Annotated in this window: 14 protein-coding genes; 9 read left to right on the top strand and 5 right to left on the bottom strand. The window is 45.6% G+C overall.

Features of this window, described 5'->3' with window-relative positions:
- Window positions 1-2 precede the first annotated feature (2 nt).
- Entirely contained in the window at window positions 3-2,288 is a 2,286-nt protein-coding gene (parC, locus tag J8Z23_RS02155) for a DNA topoisomerase IV subunit A (protein WP_006743360.1), read from the top strand.
- Window positions 2,289-2,326: 38 nt separating this feature from the next.
- On the opposite strand, the gene degS is transcribed toward parC, so the two are convergent.
- The 3 genes from degS to zapG form a co-directional block, all read right to left on the bottom strand.
- Complete coding sequence (gene degS / locus J8Z23_RS02160) at window positions 2,327-3,391, bottom strand: outer membrane-stress sensor serine endopeptidase DegS (RefSeq protein WP_005395921.1); 1,065 nt, start codon at window positions 3,389-3,391, stop codon at window positions 2,327-2,329.
- A gap of 190 nt (window positions 3,392-3,581) precedes the next feature.
- The gene (locus J8Z23_RS02165) at window positions 3,582-4,949 is read right to left on the bottom strand and encodes a Do family serine endopeptidase (RefSeq protein ID WP_047009069.1); all 1,368 of its coding nucleotides are present in this window, start codon (window positions 4,947-4,949) and stop codon (window positions 3,582-3,584) included.
- Between the two features lie 203 nt (window positions 4,950-5,152).
- The gene (gene zapG, locus J8Z23_RS02170; protein ID WP_005395919.1) at window positions 5,153-5,596 is read right to left on the bottom strand and encodes a Z-ring associated protein ZapG; all 444 of its coding nucleotides are present in this window, start codon (window positions 5,594-5,596) and stop codon (window positions 5,153-5,155) included.
- Between the two features lie 195 nt (window positions 5,597-5,791).
- Between zapG and zapE the strand changes: the two genes are divergently transcribed.
- From zapE to sspB, 8 genes are all read left to right on the top strand, one after another.
- Complete coding sequence (zapE, locus tag J8Z23_RS02175; protein ID WP_226421551.1) at window positions 5,792-6,895, top strand: cell division protein ZapE; 1,104 nt, start codon at window positions 5,792-5,794, stop codon at window positions 6,893-6,895.
- Between the two features lie 250 nt (window positions 6,896-7,145).
- Window positions 7,146-7,574 (top strand): 50S ribosomal protein L13, encoded by a 429-nt coding sequence (rplM, locus tag J8Z23_RS02180; protein ID WP_012842158.1) that lies wholly within the window; start codon window positions 7,146-7,148, stop codon window positions 7,572-7,574.
- A 15-nt stretch (window positions 7,575-7,589) separates the two neighbouring features.
- Entirely contained in the window at window positions 7,590-7,982 is a 393-nt protein-coding gene (rpsI, locus tag J8Z23_RS02185) for a 30S ribosomal protein S9 (RefSeq protein WP_005372876.1), read from the top strand.
- 609 nt (window positions 7,983-8,591) lie between these two features.
- Window positions 8,592-9,182: a ubiquinol-cytochrome c reductase iron-sulfur subunit gene (gene petA / locus J8Z23_RS02190; protein ID WP_005396462.1), complete on the top strand. Its 591-nt coding sequence runs from the start codon at window positions 8,592-8,594 to the stop codon at window positions 9,180-9,182.
- Complete coding sequence (locus tag J8Z23_RS02195) at window positions 9,182-10,447, top strand: cytochrome b (RefSeq protein WP_005372880.1); 1,266 nt, start codon at window positions 9,182-9,184, stop codon at window positions 10,445-10,447. The genes petA and J8Z23_RS02195 overlap by 1 nt, the downstream gene beginning before the upstream one ends.
- Complete coding sequence (locus tag J8Z23_RS02200; RefSeq protein WP_005396460.1) at window positions 10,444-11,181, top strand: cytochrome c1; 738 nt, start codon at window positions 10,444-10,446, stop codon at window positions 11,179-11,181. The genes J8Z23_RS02195 and J8Z23_RS02200 overlap by 4 nt, the downstream gene beginning before the upstream one ends.
- A gap of 96 nt (window positions 11,182-11,277) precedes the next feature.
- Window positions 11,278-11,913: a stringent starvation protein SspA gene (gene sspA, locus J8Z23_RS02205; RefSeq protein ID WP_005372897.1), complete on the top strand. Its 636-nt coding sequence runs from the start codon at window positions 11,278-11,280 to the stop codon at window positions 11,911-11,913.
- A 17-nt stretch (window positions 11,914-11,930) separates the two neighbouring features.
- Entirely contained in the window at window positions 11,931-12,416 is a 486-nt protein-coding gene (gene sspB / locus J8Z23_RS02210; protein ID WP_301659519.1) for a ClpXP protease specificity-enhancing factor, read from the top strand.
- 69 nt (window positions 12,417-12,485) lie between these two features.
- Here sspB and J8Z23_RS02215 read toward each other — a convergent pair whose 3' ends face one another.
- Window positions 12,486-13,154, bottom strand: coding sequence for a BON domain-containing protein (locus tag J8Z23_RS02215; RefSeq protein WP_054867253.1), 669 nt, complete (start codon window positions 13,152-13,154; stop codon window positions 12,486-12,488).
- A 21-nt stretch (window positions 13,155-13,175) separates the two neighbouring features.
- Window positions 13,176-13,766: a phosphoheptose isomerase gene (locus J8Z23_RS02220; RefSeq protein ID WP_005372901.1), complete on the bottom strand. Its 591-nt coding sequence runs from the start codon at window positions 13,764-13,766 to the stop codon at window positions 13,176-13,178.
- Window positions 13,767-13,768: the final 2 nt, after the last annotated feature.

A 13,768-nucleotide genomic window follows, 5' to 3' on the forward strand; every position in this document is an offset into this window, starting at 1 on the left:
GGATGTCTACAGAAATTACCTACGATGGCGTCGAACAGTTGCCAATGCGCAAGTTCACTGAAGACGCTTATCTGAACTACTCGATGTACGTAATCATGGACCGCGCCTTGCCATACATTGGTGATGGCTTAAAGCCGGTTCAACGACGCATCATTTATGCGATGTCAGAGCTTGGTCTCTCTGCATCAGCAAAATACAAAAAATCTGCACGTACCGTTGGTGACGTGCTAGGTAAATACCATCCGCACGGTGATTCAGCGTGTTACGAAGCGATGGTATTGATGGCTCAGCCATTCTCTTACCGCTATCCATTAGTGGATGGTCAAGGTAACTGGGGTGCGCCAGATGACCCGAAATCATTCGCGGCAATGCGTTATACCGAAGCAAAACTGTCTAAGTTTGCTGAAGTATTGCTAGGCGAACTGGGTCAGGGTACGGTCGAATGGCAACCTAACTTTGATGGCACAATGAAAGAGCCACAAATGTTGCCAGCACGTCTGCCTCATATCCTGCTTAACGGTGTAACCGGTATTGCGGTTGGTATGGCAACAGACATCCCACCGCACAACGTTCGTGAAATCGCAGATGCGACTATTCATTTGATCGACAACCCGAAAGCAGAACTGCCGGACGTGATGCAGTATGTTAAAGGTCCGGATTACCCAACAGAAGCAGAAATCATCTCGCCGCAAGCGGATATTGAGAAGATTTACCGCAACGGTCGCGGCAGCATCAAGATGCGCGCGGTGTGGCATAAAGAAGGTTCTGATATCGTTATCACCTCTCTGCCACACCAAGTATCGGGTGCAAAACTGCTTGAGCAAATCGCCAACCAGATGCGTGCGAAGAAGCTACCAATGGTTGACGATCTTCGTGACGAGTCGGATCACGAGAACCCAACGCGTATCGTTGTGGTACCTAAGTCAAACCGCGTCGATTGTGATTTGTTGATGAACCACTTGTTCGCATCAACGGATCTTGAGCGCAGCTACCGCGTTAACTTGAACATGATTGGTTTGGATAATCGTCCTCAAGTTAAAGGTCTGGTGCAAATTCTGTCAGAGTGGATTGAGTTCCGTCGCACGACCGTACGTCGTCGTCTACAACACCGCCTAGACAAAGTCATGGCTCGCTTACACATTTTGGAAGGTTTGTTGGTTGCTTACCTAAACCTAGATGAAGTGATTGAGATCATCCGTACCGAAGATGATCCTAAAGCGGTATTGATGGCACGCTTCGGTATTACCGATATCCAAGCGGATGCGATTCTAGATACCAAACTTCGTCATCTAGCCAAGCTAGAAGAGATGAAGATTCGTGGTGAGCAAGACGAGCTAGAGAAAGAGCGCGAGAAGCTAGAACAGCTGCTCGGTTCTGAGCGCCGTCTAAACACACTACTGAAAAAAGAAATTAAAGCAGACGCAGAGAAATACGGTGATGACCGTCGATCTCCATTGGTTGAGCGTGCAGAGGCAAAAGCGCTCACTGAACGTGATCTTGTTCCAAGTGAACCAATCACGGTTGTGCTTTCTGAAAAAGGTTGGATTCGTCACGCGAAAGGCCATGACGTGGATGCAGAAGGCTTGAACTATAAGTCGGGTGATAAATACTTAGCGCATGCGCGAGGTAAGAGTAATCAGCCTGCGGTATTCCTAGGCAGTGACGGTCGAAGTTACTCTCTGGAGTCGCACTCGCTGCCTTCTGCTCGTAGTCAAGGTGAGCCGATTACCGGTCGTTTGAATATTACGGCTGGTAGCAGTATTCGCCAAGTGATCATGAGTGAAGAAGATCAGCTGTGGCTGGTGGGCTCTGATGCAGGTTACGGCTTTGTATGTAAAGGTGCTGACTTGCTGTCTAAAAACCGCAGTGGTAAAGCGCTGGTCACTTTGCCGGCTAACTCTGAGGTCATGACGCCAAAAGCGATTGAAGATTTAGATTCTGATGAAATCTTAGCAATCACTAACCAAGGTCGCATGCTGCTGTTCCCAATCAAAGACCTGCCACAACTGGCGAAAGGTAAAGGGAATAAGATCATCAATATTCCTGCTGCTAAAGCAAAAGAGCGAGAAGAAGTACTATCTCACTTAATGTCTTTACCAAAAGGTGCATCGTTAACGCTGTACGCGGGTAAGCGAAAGTTGGGTCTTAAACCGTCTGACCTTGATAACTTCCGTGGCGAACGTGGTCGCCGAGGTGGGTTATTACCAAGAGGTTTGCAGCGAGTCACTCGCATTGAAGTTGAGCTGGATGATTCCGATACGACGGAAGCACCGAGCGATAGCGAGTAACGCACAAATAAAAAATCCCAGCCAATGGCTGGGATTTTTTATGCTTCTTGCTTGTCTTCGGCAATGGTGACTTTCAAGCTCATCTCTTTTCCTTTGCGAATGATGCCGACGTCCACGGTGGTGCCAGGACGTAAATCGGTGACGATATCCATGACGCTCTGACGCCCTTGCACTTTATTGCCATCAATACTGATAATGATGTCCTGCTTTTGGAAGCCTGCTGCATTGGCTGGACCATTTGGATCAATACCAAGCACGACAATACCACCTATGTGTTCATTTCCAAGTAGGCGAGCAGTGACCGCATTAATGTCTTGGCCGTCGATACCAATATAGCCACGAATCACGCGACCATCAGCGATGATTTTCTGCATGATCTTGCTGGCTAGTGGCGCAGGGATCGCAAAGGAAATACCGTAAGTTTCTAAATCAGTCGCTTGTTGGAAAGAGGCGGTATTGATGCCGACGAGCTCACCTTGTGTGTTCACTAGAGCACCGCCAGAGTTGCCCTCATTGATGGCGGCATCGGTTTGAATGAATGCTTGGCGACCGTCGCTAATCGATGAGCGTCCTGTTGCTGAAATAATGCCGAACGTTGTGGTTTGTCCAAGGTTGTATGGGTTACCGATGGCTAGGACCACATCACCCACTTGTGGCTTGTAATTAGAGTTCAGAGGAATAACAGGTAAATTTGAACCTTCGACACGCAGTACGGCAATGTCTGTGCGTTTATCCGTTCCAACTAGCTGAGCCGCTGCGGCTCTACCGTCTTGTAATGCGACAACAATTTGGTCTGCTTGAGCAACCACATGGTAGTTGGTAATGATGTAGCCTTTCTCACTGACAATGACACCTGAACCCAGACCTTGAGTCGAGAGTTTACTGCGATCATTTTCAACATATTTACGGCTGTAGATGTTTACTACGGCAGGTGCTGCTCTTCGCACCGCCTGATTAAATGTCAACTCAACGGACGCGATATTAACAGGTTGCGGATCTAGCGCGGCAGGAATTACGTTGTTGCGCAAAGATGGTACCGCCAGTAATACCACTGCGGCAGTAGCCAAGCCTAAAAAGACAGAACGTAATAAAAAGCTGAGCATATCCTCTCCATGCATGAGCGCCAAAATGGCATAGAAGATGAAGAATAGCATTACATTGAAAAATAACAAAAGGGCAGCACGGAATCGTGCTGCCCTTTTCATTAGCTATTGAGCGATAAGGAAAAGTATTCGAGGCTTATTACTCGATGCTATGCATCGAAAACCTTATTTCCTATTACTTTGAAAGTGACTAACGAATAACAAGATAAATAGTACGTTCGCCACGCTGAATATTCAGAGCCAATACGCCTTTGTGCTTATCCACGATTGCACGAAGCTCAGCAAGGTTTTTCACGCGCTGACGGTTTACACCGATAATGATGTCCCCTTGTTGTAATTGATATTGAGCAGCCGGAGAGTTATCTGCAACGCTCGATACTTTAACGCCTTGAATTGCATCACTTGGTGTCGTATTGCTTAATTCCGCACCCTTGAGCCCTTCGTGTAATGTTTCGGCTTTGGCTTTCATATTTGTAGATTCGCCAAGCGTTACATCAAAGGTTTTATTCTTACCATCTCGAACCACACCTAATGTGATTTCTTTTCCTGCGCCCAGCGTTGCTACTTTTGCGCGGAGCTCTGAGAAAGTATTAATCTCTTTGCCGTTTACCGATACAATTACATCACCGGCTTTCAATCCAGCTTTATCGGCTGCGCTGTCTGGTACGACTTGGCCAATAAAGGCCCCTTTACTCGACTCGTAACCCAATGCATCAGCCAGCTCAGAGGTTACTTCACCGCCCTGTACACCCAACATGCCGCGTTTGACTTCACCAAACTCTAGAATTTGCTCGGTGAGGTTTTTCATCATGTTGGACGGAATCGCAAAGCCAATCCCCACGTTACCGCCGTTAGGGCCTAAAATCGCAGTATTAATACCGATCAGCTCACCATTAAGGTTGACCAATGCACCACCAGAGTTACCGCTGTTAATTGCGGCATCGGTTTGGATGAAGTTTTCGAAGTTTTCAACGTTTAAGCCACTACGGCCTAACGCTGAGACGATGCCCGACGTCACGGTTTGACCGAGTCCGAATGGGTTACCAATCGCAACCGTAAAGTCACCTACGCGAAGTTTGTCGGAATCTGCGACTTTAATTTGCGTTAAGTTTTTCGCTTTTTCTAATTTAAGCAACGCAACATCGGCCATCTCATCTCCGCCAACGAGCGTAGCGTCATACTCGCGACCATCATAGAGGCGAACTCGAATCTCATCCGCGCCCTTGATTACGTGGTAGTTAGTGACGATATGCCCTTTTTTCGCATCAATAATGACACCAGAACCTAAACCTCTGAACGGGCGCTCGCGCCTTTGCTCCATCGGAAAGTCCGGTCCAAAGAAGAATTGAAATTGTTCGGGAATACGGCTGGTTTGTACTTGTTTGCCTTCTACAGCAATACTCACAACAGCAGGGGTTACTTTCTCAAGCATGGGCGCCAAGCTAGGTAACTGTTGGCCATCCACATTTAAAGGTAATGCGGCGGTGGCTTGAACTGGCGCAATAATAGAGCCCAAACTCAGAGATAGAACGGTGAGCGCAAGCAGTGGTTTTTTCATCCAATAACTCCTCTTGAAACATGTCTGCCAAAAAGAAATATCCGAACGGTTAGTTCACTTTGTTAATAACTAATATAGGGCCTAGTTCGGATAATCAAAGGGGGAGGCAGTTCACATCCAAGTTAGAGCAAAGGTAAGAAGAAAAAGTTCAAAAAAGGGCCGATACAAATGTATCGGCCCTAGTAGGTAGAGGTAAGAGAAGGTTATGATGCTTTTGCGGTTACCGCTTCGGGAGCATTAATGATTTCTTTCTCTTGATCCTTTAAAAGACCCGTTGCGCCATTGGCGTAGTCTTTTGGCTGTTCGTTAAACTCTGGTTGATCTTCTGCAATAGCTTCAGAAGACATTGCCGTTTTCTTATCAAACGGGTTGTCTTGCTCTGGCAAGTTTGGCAAAAGCTCAGAAGAGGTCTTAGCCATATGTTGGTACAGCTTGGTGTAATCTTTACCTAGTGTATCCAACATTTCTGCGGTTTGTGCAAAATGATCGACGAGCTCTTGACGTTGTTGCTCTAGTTCAAACTTGGCCGCTTCAAGTTCTTTCTGCACAGACTTTTGTTTCTTGTATTCAGGGGTGGTTAGTCTACTAATGACTACGCCTACGATTGTACCGACCAGCAAACCCACAATGGCATAAATCCAAGGCATAACTGCTCCTTATAGTTGTTTTAACAAGTCTTTTACTACTTAGTTACACGCGGTGCTAGTCCATGTTACTATGGCTTGAACAGCCGATAAAGAAAAATAGCAGTATGTCTTCGGGGACTGATAACTACTTCTCTCTATTCTCAAAGTTGACCCCGAGGTAACCCTTTTCCCAGTACCTCTATACGACTTAATACGATGACACCACTACAACAATATCAAAAAGACATAGCAGAACACGGGTTTCAGCGTGATGAAGCTCAGTATCAAGCGGTCGTTGCATTAGATAAGCTTTACCATGCTATCGTTGAATTTCAGTCAGCTCCTGTGCCCCAGCTTTCCAAATGGCAAAAGCTCATGGGGAAAAAAATCGACATGCCTGAGCCCCCAAAAGGTCTTTACTTTTGGGGAGGAGTCGGACGCGGTAAAACGTACCTCATGGATGCGTTTTTTGATGCTTTACCAACCCAAAGAAAAATGCGCGTACACTTTCACCGCTTCATGTATCGAGTACATGATGAGTTGAAGCTGTTAGGTGATGTCGAAAATCCGCTAGCAAAAGTAGCGGATAAATTCAAAGAAGAAGCGGATGTGGTTTGCTTTGATGAATTTTTTGTCTCTGACATTACGGATGCGATGATCCTTGCAACGTTACTCCAAGAGATGTTCAAGCGGCAGATGATCCTAGTCGCGACTTCAAACATCGAACCGCAGAACTTATATCGTAATGGCTTACAAAGAGCGCGCTTTTTGCCTGCAATTGATATGATTTTGGCACGCTGTGGCGTGTTGAATGTTGATAGTGGCGTTGATTATCGCTTAAGAACGCTTGAACAGGCCGAAATATACCATTATCCACTTGATGAACAGGCCAACATTAACCTCAACAAGTATTATCAGCAGCTGACGGGCGAACGTCAGATCGTCGCTCATCAAATCGAAGTTAATCACCGTCAGCTTGAGGTAATTGAAGCGAGTGATGGGGTTCTGCATGCGTCGTTTGCTCAGTTATGCCAAACCGCTCGCAGTCAAAATGACTACATTGAGCTGTCCCGAATTTATCACACGGTATTATTAGCGGACGTTCAACAGATGAACCGAAAAATAGATGACGCTGCGAGGCGTTTTATCGCACTGGTCGATGAGTTTTACGAGCGCAATGTGAAGTTGATTATTTCTGCTGAAGTACCAATGGAAGACTTATATACTGAGGGGCAGCTCGAGTTTGAATTTAAGCGCTGTTTGTCTCGGCTCACTGAGATGCAAAGTCATGAGTACCTCGCGCGTGAGCATTTGGCCTAAATCTAGTGTGTTCTTAAAAAGTGAAGAAAAAATTAGTGATTTGGCGCAAAAAAAGGTGATTTTTTCTTCGCTCTTCTCTATAATCCTGCGACCCACCGTTACTGCAGACCGGATTATCGAAGTTATTTCGAAATTGAAGGTCGAGAGTACCAACGACTCGAAGGGGTGATGACTGGGCTCTTAGACAGTGTGGGAGCACCAGAATGGTGTTCCTTAAAGTTTAAATTTTAATTAACGGGTTATTATTAGCATGAAAACTTTCGTTGCTAAACCAGAAACTGTAAAACGCGACTGGTACGTTGTAGACGCTGAAGGTAAAACTCTTGGTCGTCTAGCAAGTGAAATTGCATCTCGCCTACGTGGCAAACATAAAGCTGAATACACTCCTCACGTTGACGCTGGTGACTACATCATCGTTATCAACGCTGAGAAAGTTGCTGTAACTGGTAACAAAGCTAAGAACAAAGTGTACTACCGTCACTCTGAGTTCCCAGGTGGTCTAAAATCTATCACTTTCGAAAAGTTGATCGATCGTAAACCTGAGATGGTTCTTGAGCTTGCAGTTAAAGGCATGCTTCCACGTGGTCCTCTAGGCCGTGCTATGTACCGTAAGCTTAAAGTTTACGCAGGCGCTGAGCACAACCATGTTGCTCAACAACCACAAGTACTAGACATCTAATTGGGGATTTCGAAAATGGCAGAGAATCAATACTACGGCACTGGCCGTCGCAAAAGCTCAGCTGCACGTGTTTTTATTAAACCAGGCAGCGGCAACATTGTAGTAAACAAGCGTAACCTTGACGAATACTTCGGTCGTCCAACAGCTCGCATGGTTGTACAACAACCTCTAGAACTTGTTGAACTAACTGAAAAGCTAGACCTTTACGTAACAGTTAAAGGCGGCGGTATTTCTGGTCAAGCTGGTGCTATCCGTCACGGTATCACTCGCGCGCTTATGGAATACGATGAGTCTCTACGTCCTGCTCTACGCGCAGCTGGCTACGTTACTCGTGACGCTCGTTGCGTTGAACGTAAGAAAGTTGGTCTACGTAAAGCACGTCGTCGTCCACAGTTCTCTAAGCGTTAATTTCCTCTTAATGGAAATTCTGCTTTTCAGAGTTACTCTGGAAACTGTGTACCAAAAGCTCGGCTCTATGCCGGGCTTTTTTGTTTTTATACCAGCCTATCAATATCCATTTGTATTCACTTATAACTAGGTTCAGAGTAAGGCTTCTTCCTTACCATACGTTATAAGCTTATTTATCTGCTGTGGGTGCCTTTACGTCTTAATATCCCTGCAACATGTTTTAAAATGCCTACTCGTCTTTTTTGCGTATGCGGCGTGCTACAAAAGTGAAAATACAAACAACGTAAGTTGAATGCGCACTAAGAAATATTTTGCTGTGTAATTAACTGAAAACTACCAAGATAAAAGGTTTGAATAGCTTTCAGCAGAACTTCCATGTTGTGCTTTCTTGTTACAAATCACATCAATTTTTTATAATTCTGCCGCTTTTGTGACGACGCGAGCGATTTGCCTCACAAATGTTACAAAAAGGTAGCTTTATCTTGTCAAAAAGTAGGGTTTTCTTTATCATTTCCCTCCAATAAATAGAACTAAATTCATTATTTGTTAGCCATGCTCTTATAAGCGGAATAATAACGATCCAAAGGGAGCAAATGGGAGAATGTTTGGATGAGCAACGCGCCTTTAAATAACGGTCGCAGGCGTTTTCTAACCGCTACAACGGCAGTTGTTGGTGGGTTAGGGGCAGTCGCCGTCGCCGTGCCTTTTATCAAATCATGGAATCCGAGTGCCAAAGCCAAAGCGGCAGGTGCACCGGTGGAAGTGGATATAAGTAAAATTGAACCAGGTCAGCTGGTTCGTGTCGAGTGGCAGGGGAAACCTGTATGGATTGTTCGCCGCACTCAAAGCGTTCTAGATAACTTAAAAACGATCGGCGATAAGCTTCGTGATCCGCAATCTGAAATGGAACAGCAGCCTGAGTACGCTCAGAATGAGTTTCGTTCGATTAAGGAAGAGTTTTTTGTCGCTGTTGGTTTCTGTACTCACCTAGGTTGTTCACCAACCTATCTACCAGACTCTTTCTCAGAGCAGGTCCAGGGCGTAAGATCTGGCTTCTTCTGTCCTTGTCATGGTTCTAAGTTCGATATGGCTGGTCGAGTGTTCCAAGGGGTACCTGCTCCATTGAACCTTGTCGTTCCTAAGCACATGTATTTGAGCGACACCAAGCTCATTGTGGGTGTTGATGAGGGGGATGCATAATGCAAGCAATGTTAGACTGGGTTGAAAAGCGTATTCCTGCAATGAATGCTTATAAAAAGCATTTGTCTGAATACCCAATGCCTAAGAACTTCAACTTTTGGTACCTTTTCGGTTCTCTGGCGATGCTGGTTCTGGTTAACCAAATCCTAACGGGTATTTGGCTAACGATGAACTACGTTCCTTCTGGTGACGGTGCGTTTGCTTCTATCGAGTACATCATGCGTGATGTAGAGTACGGTTGGCTTCTACGTTACATGCACTCAACTGGCGCATCTGCGTTTTTCGTTGTTGTGTACTTGCACATGTTCCGTGGCCTGATCTACGGCTCATACCAAAAACCTCGTGAACTACTGTGGATCTTCGGTATGTTGATCTTCCTCGTTCTAATGGCTGAAGCATTCATGGGTTACCTACTGCCATGGGGTCAGATGTCATACTGGGGTGCGCAGGTAATCATTTCTTTGTTTGGTGCGATTCCTGTTATCGGTGATGACCTAACGCTTTGGATCCGTGGTGACTACATCATCTCTGGTGCAACGTTAAACCGTTTCTTCGCACTACACGTTATTGCACTGCCTATCGTTCTGCTTCTTCTTGTGGTTCTGCACGTATTGGCGCTGCACGAAGTCGGCTCAAACAACCCTGATGGTATCGAAACTAAGCTACCAAAAGGTTCAATGGGCGATGATTACAAGACACAGTTCAAGTTCCACGATTACTACACGAAGAAATACGACATTATCGACTCTATTCCTTTCCACCCATACGGTACGGTTAAGGACTTAGTTGGTGTGGCTGGTTTCTTGTTCTTCTTCTGTTACGTGCTGTTCTTCAACCCAGAAATGGGAGGATACTTCCTTGAACCGCCTAACTTTGAAGCGGCCAACCCACTGAAGACACCAGAGCACATTGCTCCGGTATGGTACTTCACGCCGTTTTACGCAATCTTACGTGCGGTTCCAGACAAACTATTAGGTGTTATCCTAATGGGTGCGTCAATAGCAGTGCTGTTTGTTCTACCTTGGTTGGATCGTTGTAAAGTTCGTTCATACCGTTACCGTAGCAAACTTCATCTGTTGAATATTGTACAGTTCACTATCGCCTTTATCGCTCTGGGTATTTTAGGTGCGTTACCTGCAACACCAACGTACACACTACTATCTCAGATCTTTAGCTTGTGTTACTTCATGTTCTTTGTGTTGCTGTTCTTCTACAGCAAAAATGAAGCAACCAAACCATTACCAGAGAGGGTGACATTCAAATGAAGAAGTGGATTGTAATTCTATTTGCTATGTTGCCATCACTAGCGATGGCAGCGGGGGCTAACGTTCCGCTTGATAAAGCGAATGTTGACCTAACGGATAAAGCTTCGCTACAAAACGGTGCGAAGTTGTTCATGAACTACTGTTTTGCTTGTCACTCAACGCAGTATCAGCGTTATGAGCGTGTAGCAACAGACTTGGAAATTCCAACAGACTTAATGAAAGAAAACCTGATTTTCAATCCTGAAGCGAAAATCGGTGATCTAATGGTCAACGCAATGCCACCGAAGCAAGCGGCAAATTGGTTTGGTGCTCCACCACCAGATCTTACGTTGGTTGCACGAGTTCGTGGTGCTGATTGGTTATACACTTACTTACGCTCTTTCTATGTTGATCCATCTCGTCCATTCGGCGTGAACAACATTGTCTTCCCGAGTGTTGGTATGCCACATGTGCTCGAAGAGCTACAAGGTATCCCGACGCCGATTTACGATACGAAAATCGTAGATGGCGAAGAAGTACAAGTTGTTGTTGGTACTGAAACAGACGGTACGGGTGAGCTGAGCGAAGGCGAATACGACAAAGCGGTTGGCGACCTAGTGAACTTCTTGGTTTATTCAGGTGACCCAGTGCAGCTTGAGCGTCATGCTTTAGGTTGGTGGGTAATGGGCTTCTTAGTGCTTCTAACCATCATTGTCGTGATGCTCAAGAAAGAGTATTGGCGCGATGTGCATTAATTGTGCTAAAATACTGTGCTAATTCCCAATTTTAATTGATGTACAATGGAGGCTTAGCCTCCATTGTTTTTATTTGTAAGTGTACTGGAGGGCTCCATGGCTGTAGCTGCCAATAAACGTTCTGTGATGACTCTTTTCTCAAGTGCATCAGATTTGTATAGCCATCAGGTTCGCATTGTACTAGCTGAAAAAGGCGTAAGTGTTGAAGTTGAGCTTGTTGACGAAGCAAACCTTCCTGCTGAGCTTGTTGAGCTAAACCCATATAAATCAGTGCCAACTCTTGTTGACCGTGAGCTAGCTCTTTACGATTCAAAAATCATCATGGAGTACTTGGACGAGCGTTTCCCTCATCCACCTCTAATGCCGGTTTACCCTGTTGCTCGTGGCAACAGCCGCTTGATGATGTACCGTATCGAACGCAACTGGTATTCACTCGCTGAAAAAGTGATGAAAGGTAATGCGGAAGAATCAGAAAAAGCACGCACAAAGCTGCGTAATGATCTTCTGACATTAGCGCCAATTTTTGCTGAATATGAGTACTTCATGAGCGAAGAATTCAGCTTGATCGACTGTTACCTAGCTCCATTATTGTGGCGTTTGCCTCAACTTGGTATCGATCTGGTTGGCCCTGGTTCAAAAGAAATCAAGGTGTACATGAACCGCGTATTTGAACGTGATTCGTTCCTTGCTTCCCTAACTGAAGCTGAACGTGAAATGCGCCTAGTTCGCTAAGCGATTTTAAACACGTTATGGATATTGCAAAAATGACTGCTCGCCGTCCGTATATGCTTCGTGCATTTTACGATTGGCTAGTAGACAATGACTTGACTCCTCACTTGGTGGTGGATGCAACGATGCCGGGCGTACGTGTACCGGTTGAGTTTATTCAAGATGGTCAAATTATTTTGAATATTGCACCACGTGCGGTGGGTAATCTTGAGTTAGGTAATGATGCGATTACCTTCCATGCTCGCTTTAGCGGCCGTCCACACTCAGTAATTGTGCCTGTGTATGCTGTCCAAGCTATTTATGCGCGTGAGAATGGTGCTGGTACTATGTTTGAACCAGAAGAAGCGTACACTCACATCGAAGAAGAAGCGATGACCGAGGAAGAATCATCCCCATCGTTTACAATGGTTAGCGATGAGCCTTCTGAGTTAGCCTCTGATTCGGATGCCGAAGAGGACGATGCTCCTCGACCAAAAGGCAAACCAAGCTTAAGAGTGATTAAATAATAAAAAAGCAGCGTAACGCTGCTTTTTTCTTTTTAGTGTCTTGACGTGTTTTCAAGTGATGTTTCGCAATTACTCACTGATCGTAAATGCTTCGACGTTGGCTTCATTTTCCGCGTTTGTCTCACTTTCTATTGTTTGTACACCGTCACTCGGTAAGTCCACTTCAACAGGTTCCATTTCGCCATATTGGAATCCTTTAATGACTTGTTTTACGCCAGAGATATTGCGCGCGATTTCTGTCGCTCGCTCGCCTTGCTCTGGTGTGACATAACCAAACAGAAAAACGTCGCCGTCTTCGGTGATCACTTTAACCTTAACGCCATTGAGTTCAGAGTCGGTCAGCAAGGCTGATTTTACTTTGGTTGTGATCCAGCTGTCGTTGCTAATTTGAGTGACAGTGAGTGGCTCTTTTTGTTTGATTTGATTGTGTATGACTTTCACACCACTAACTTCTCGAGCTCTTCGCTCCAAAGCATGGATAAGGTCTTGCGTTGGAGCCTGACCCATAAGAACAACCGTACCGTTATAGGAGCTGGCAACCACACGAACTTCACCTTTAAACGGCGCCTTGTTACCGATCGCTGCAACTTCGAATTCGATGTTGTTGTCCTGCCAAATTTGTTTTGTACTGCGTGTGTCCGTGACAATATTTGCTGTGGTAGCAGCACCAGCGATAAACAAGCCAGCGCAACCACTTAAACTCAATGCTGTTAATAAGATAACGAGGCTACGTATCATAATTCTGACCCTCAGTCTTGGTTACTCTTCATGAGCAGGGAAAAGCACCTGGTCAATAAGATCACAAAGACAATGGAGTGTCACCATATGTACTTCGTGAATACGTGCAGTGCGGTGTGATGGAATGCGAATTTCGACGTCGTTCTCACCAAGCAGTCCTGCCATCTCACCGCCATCTTTGCCTGTTAGCGCGATAATCGTCATGTCTCGAGTTACGGCCGCTTCCATCGCTTTGATAATATTTTTGCTGTTACCGCTAGTCGACATGGCAAGCAGAATGTCGCCTGGCTGGCCAAACGCTCGCACCTGTTTTGAGAAAATTTCCTGGTAGTGGTAGTCGTTTGCAACAGCGGTCAGGGTTGTATTATCGGCTGTTAAGGCCATTGCAGGTAGGCTAGGGCGCTCAGTTTCAAAACGGTTTAAAAGACAAGAAACAAATTGTTGAGCGTTTGAAGCACTGCCGCCATTACCACAACATAAAATTTTGTTGCCATTGAGCAAGCTTGAGACCATCGCTTGGGCCGCGTGAGTAATGGCATCGGGCAGCGCCTCTGCTGCTGCGATTTGAATTTGAATACTTTCTGTAAAGCTGTCTTTAATGCTGTCTAGCATCG

The organism is Vibrio sp. SCSIO 43086, assembly GCF_051132235.1.
GTDB lineage: Bacteria > Pseudomonadota > Gammaproteobacteria > Enterobacterales > Vibrionaceae > Vibrio > Vibrio diabolicus.

Bases quoted from the DNA above. Each gene is read 5' to 3' on its own strand.
- parC (WP_006743360.1), top strand. From the start codon at position 3: ATGTCTACAGAAATTACCTACGATGGCGTCGAACAGTTGCCAATGCGC.
- degS (WP_005395921.1), bottom strand. From the start codon at position 3,391: ATGCTCAGCTTTTTATTACGTTCTGTCTTTTTAGGCTTGGCTACTGCC.
- J8Z23_RS02165 (WP_047009069.1), bottom strand. From the start codon at position 4,949: ATGAAAAAACCACTGCTTGCGCTCACCGTTCTATCTCTGAGTTTGGGC.
- zapG (WP_005395919.1), bottom strand. From the start codon at position 5,596: ATGCCTTGGATTTATGCCATTGTGGGTTTGCTGGTCGGTACAATCGTA.
- zapE (WP_226421551.1), top strand. From the start codon at position 5,792: ATGACACCACTACAACAATATCAAAAAGACATAGCAGAACACGGGTTT.
- rplM (WP_012842158.1), top strand. From the start codon at position 7,146: ATGAAAACTTTCGTTGCTAAACCAGAAACTGTAAAACGCGACTGGTAC.
- rpsI (WP_005372876.1), top strand. From the start codon at position 7,590: ATGGCAGAGAATCAATACTACGGCACTGGCCGTCGCAAAAGCTCAGCT.
- petA (WP_005396462.1), top strand. From the start codon at position 8,592: ATGAGCAACGCGCCTTTAAATAACGGTCGCAGGCGTTTTCTAACCGCT.
- J8Z23_RS02195 (WP_005372880.1), top strand. From the start codon at position 9,182: ATGCAAGCAATGTTAGACTGGGTTGAAAAGCGTATTCCTGCAATGAAT.
- J8Z23_RS02200 (WP_005396460.1), top strand. From the start codon at position 10,444: ATGAAGAAGTGGATTGTAATTCTATTTGCTATGTTGCCATCACTAGCG.
- sspA (WP_005372897.1), top strand. From the start codon at position 11,278: ATGGCTGTAGCTGCCAATAAACGTTCTGTGATGACTCTTTTCTCAAGT.
- sspB (WP_301659519.1), top strand. From the start codon at position 11,931: ATGGATATTGCAAAAATGACTGCTCGCCGTCCGTATATGCTTCGTGCA.
- J8Z23_RS02215 (WP_054867253.1), bottom strand. From the start codon at position 13,154: ATGATACGTAGCCTCGTTATCTTATTAACAGCATTGAGTTTAAGTGGT.
- J8Z23_RS02220 (WP_005372901.1), bottom strand. From the start codon at position 13,766: ATGCTAGACAGCATTAAAGACAGCTTTACAGAAAGTATTCAAATTCAA.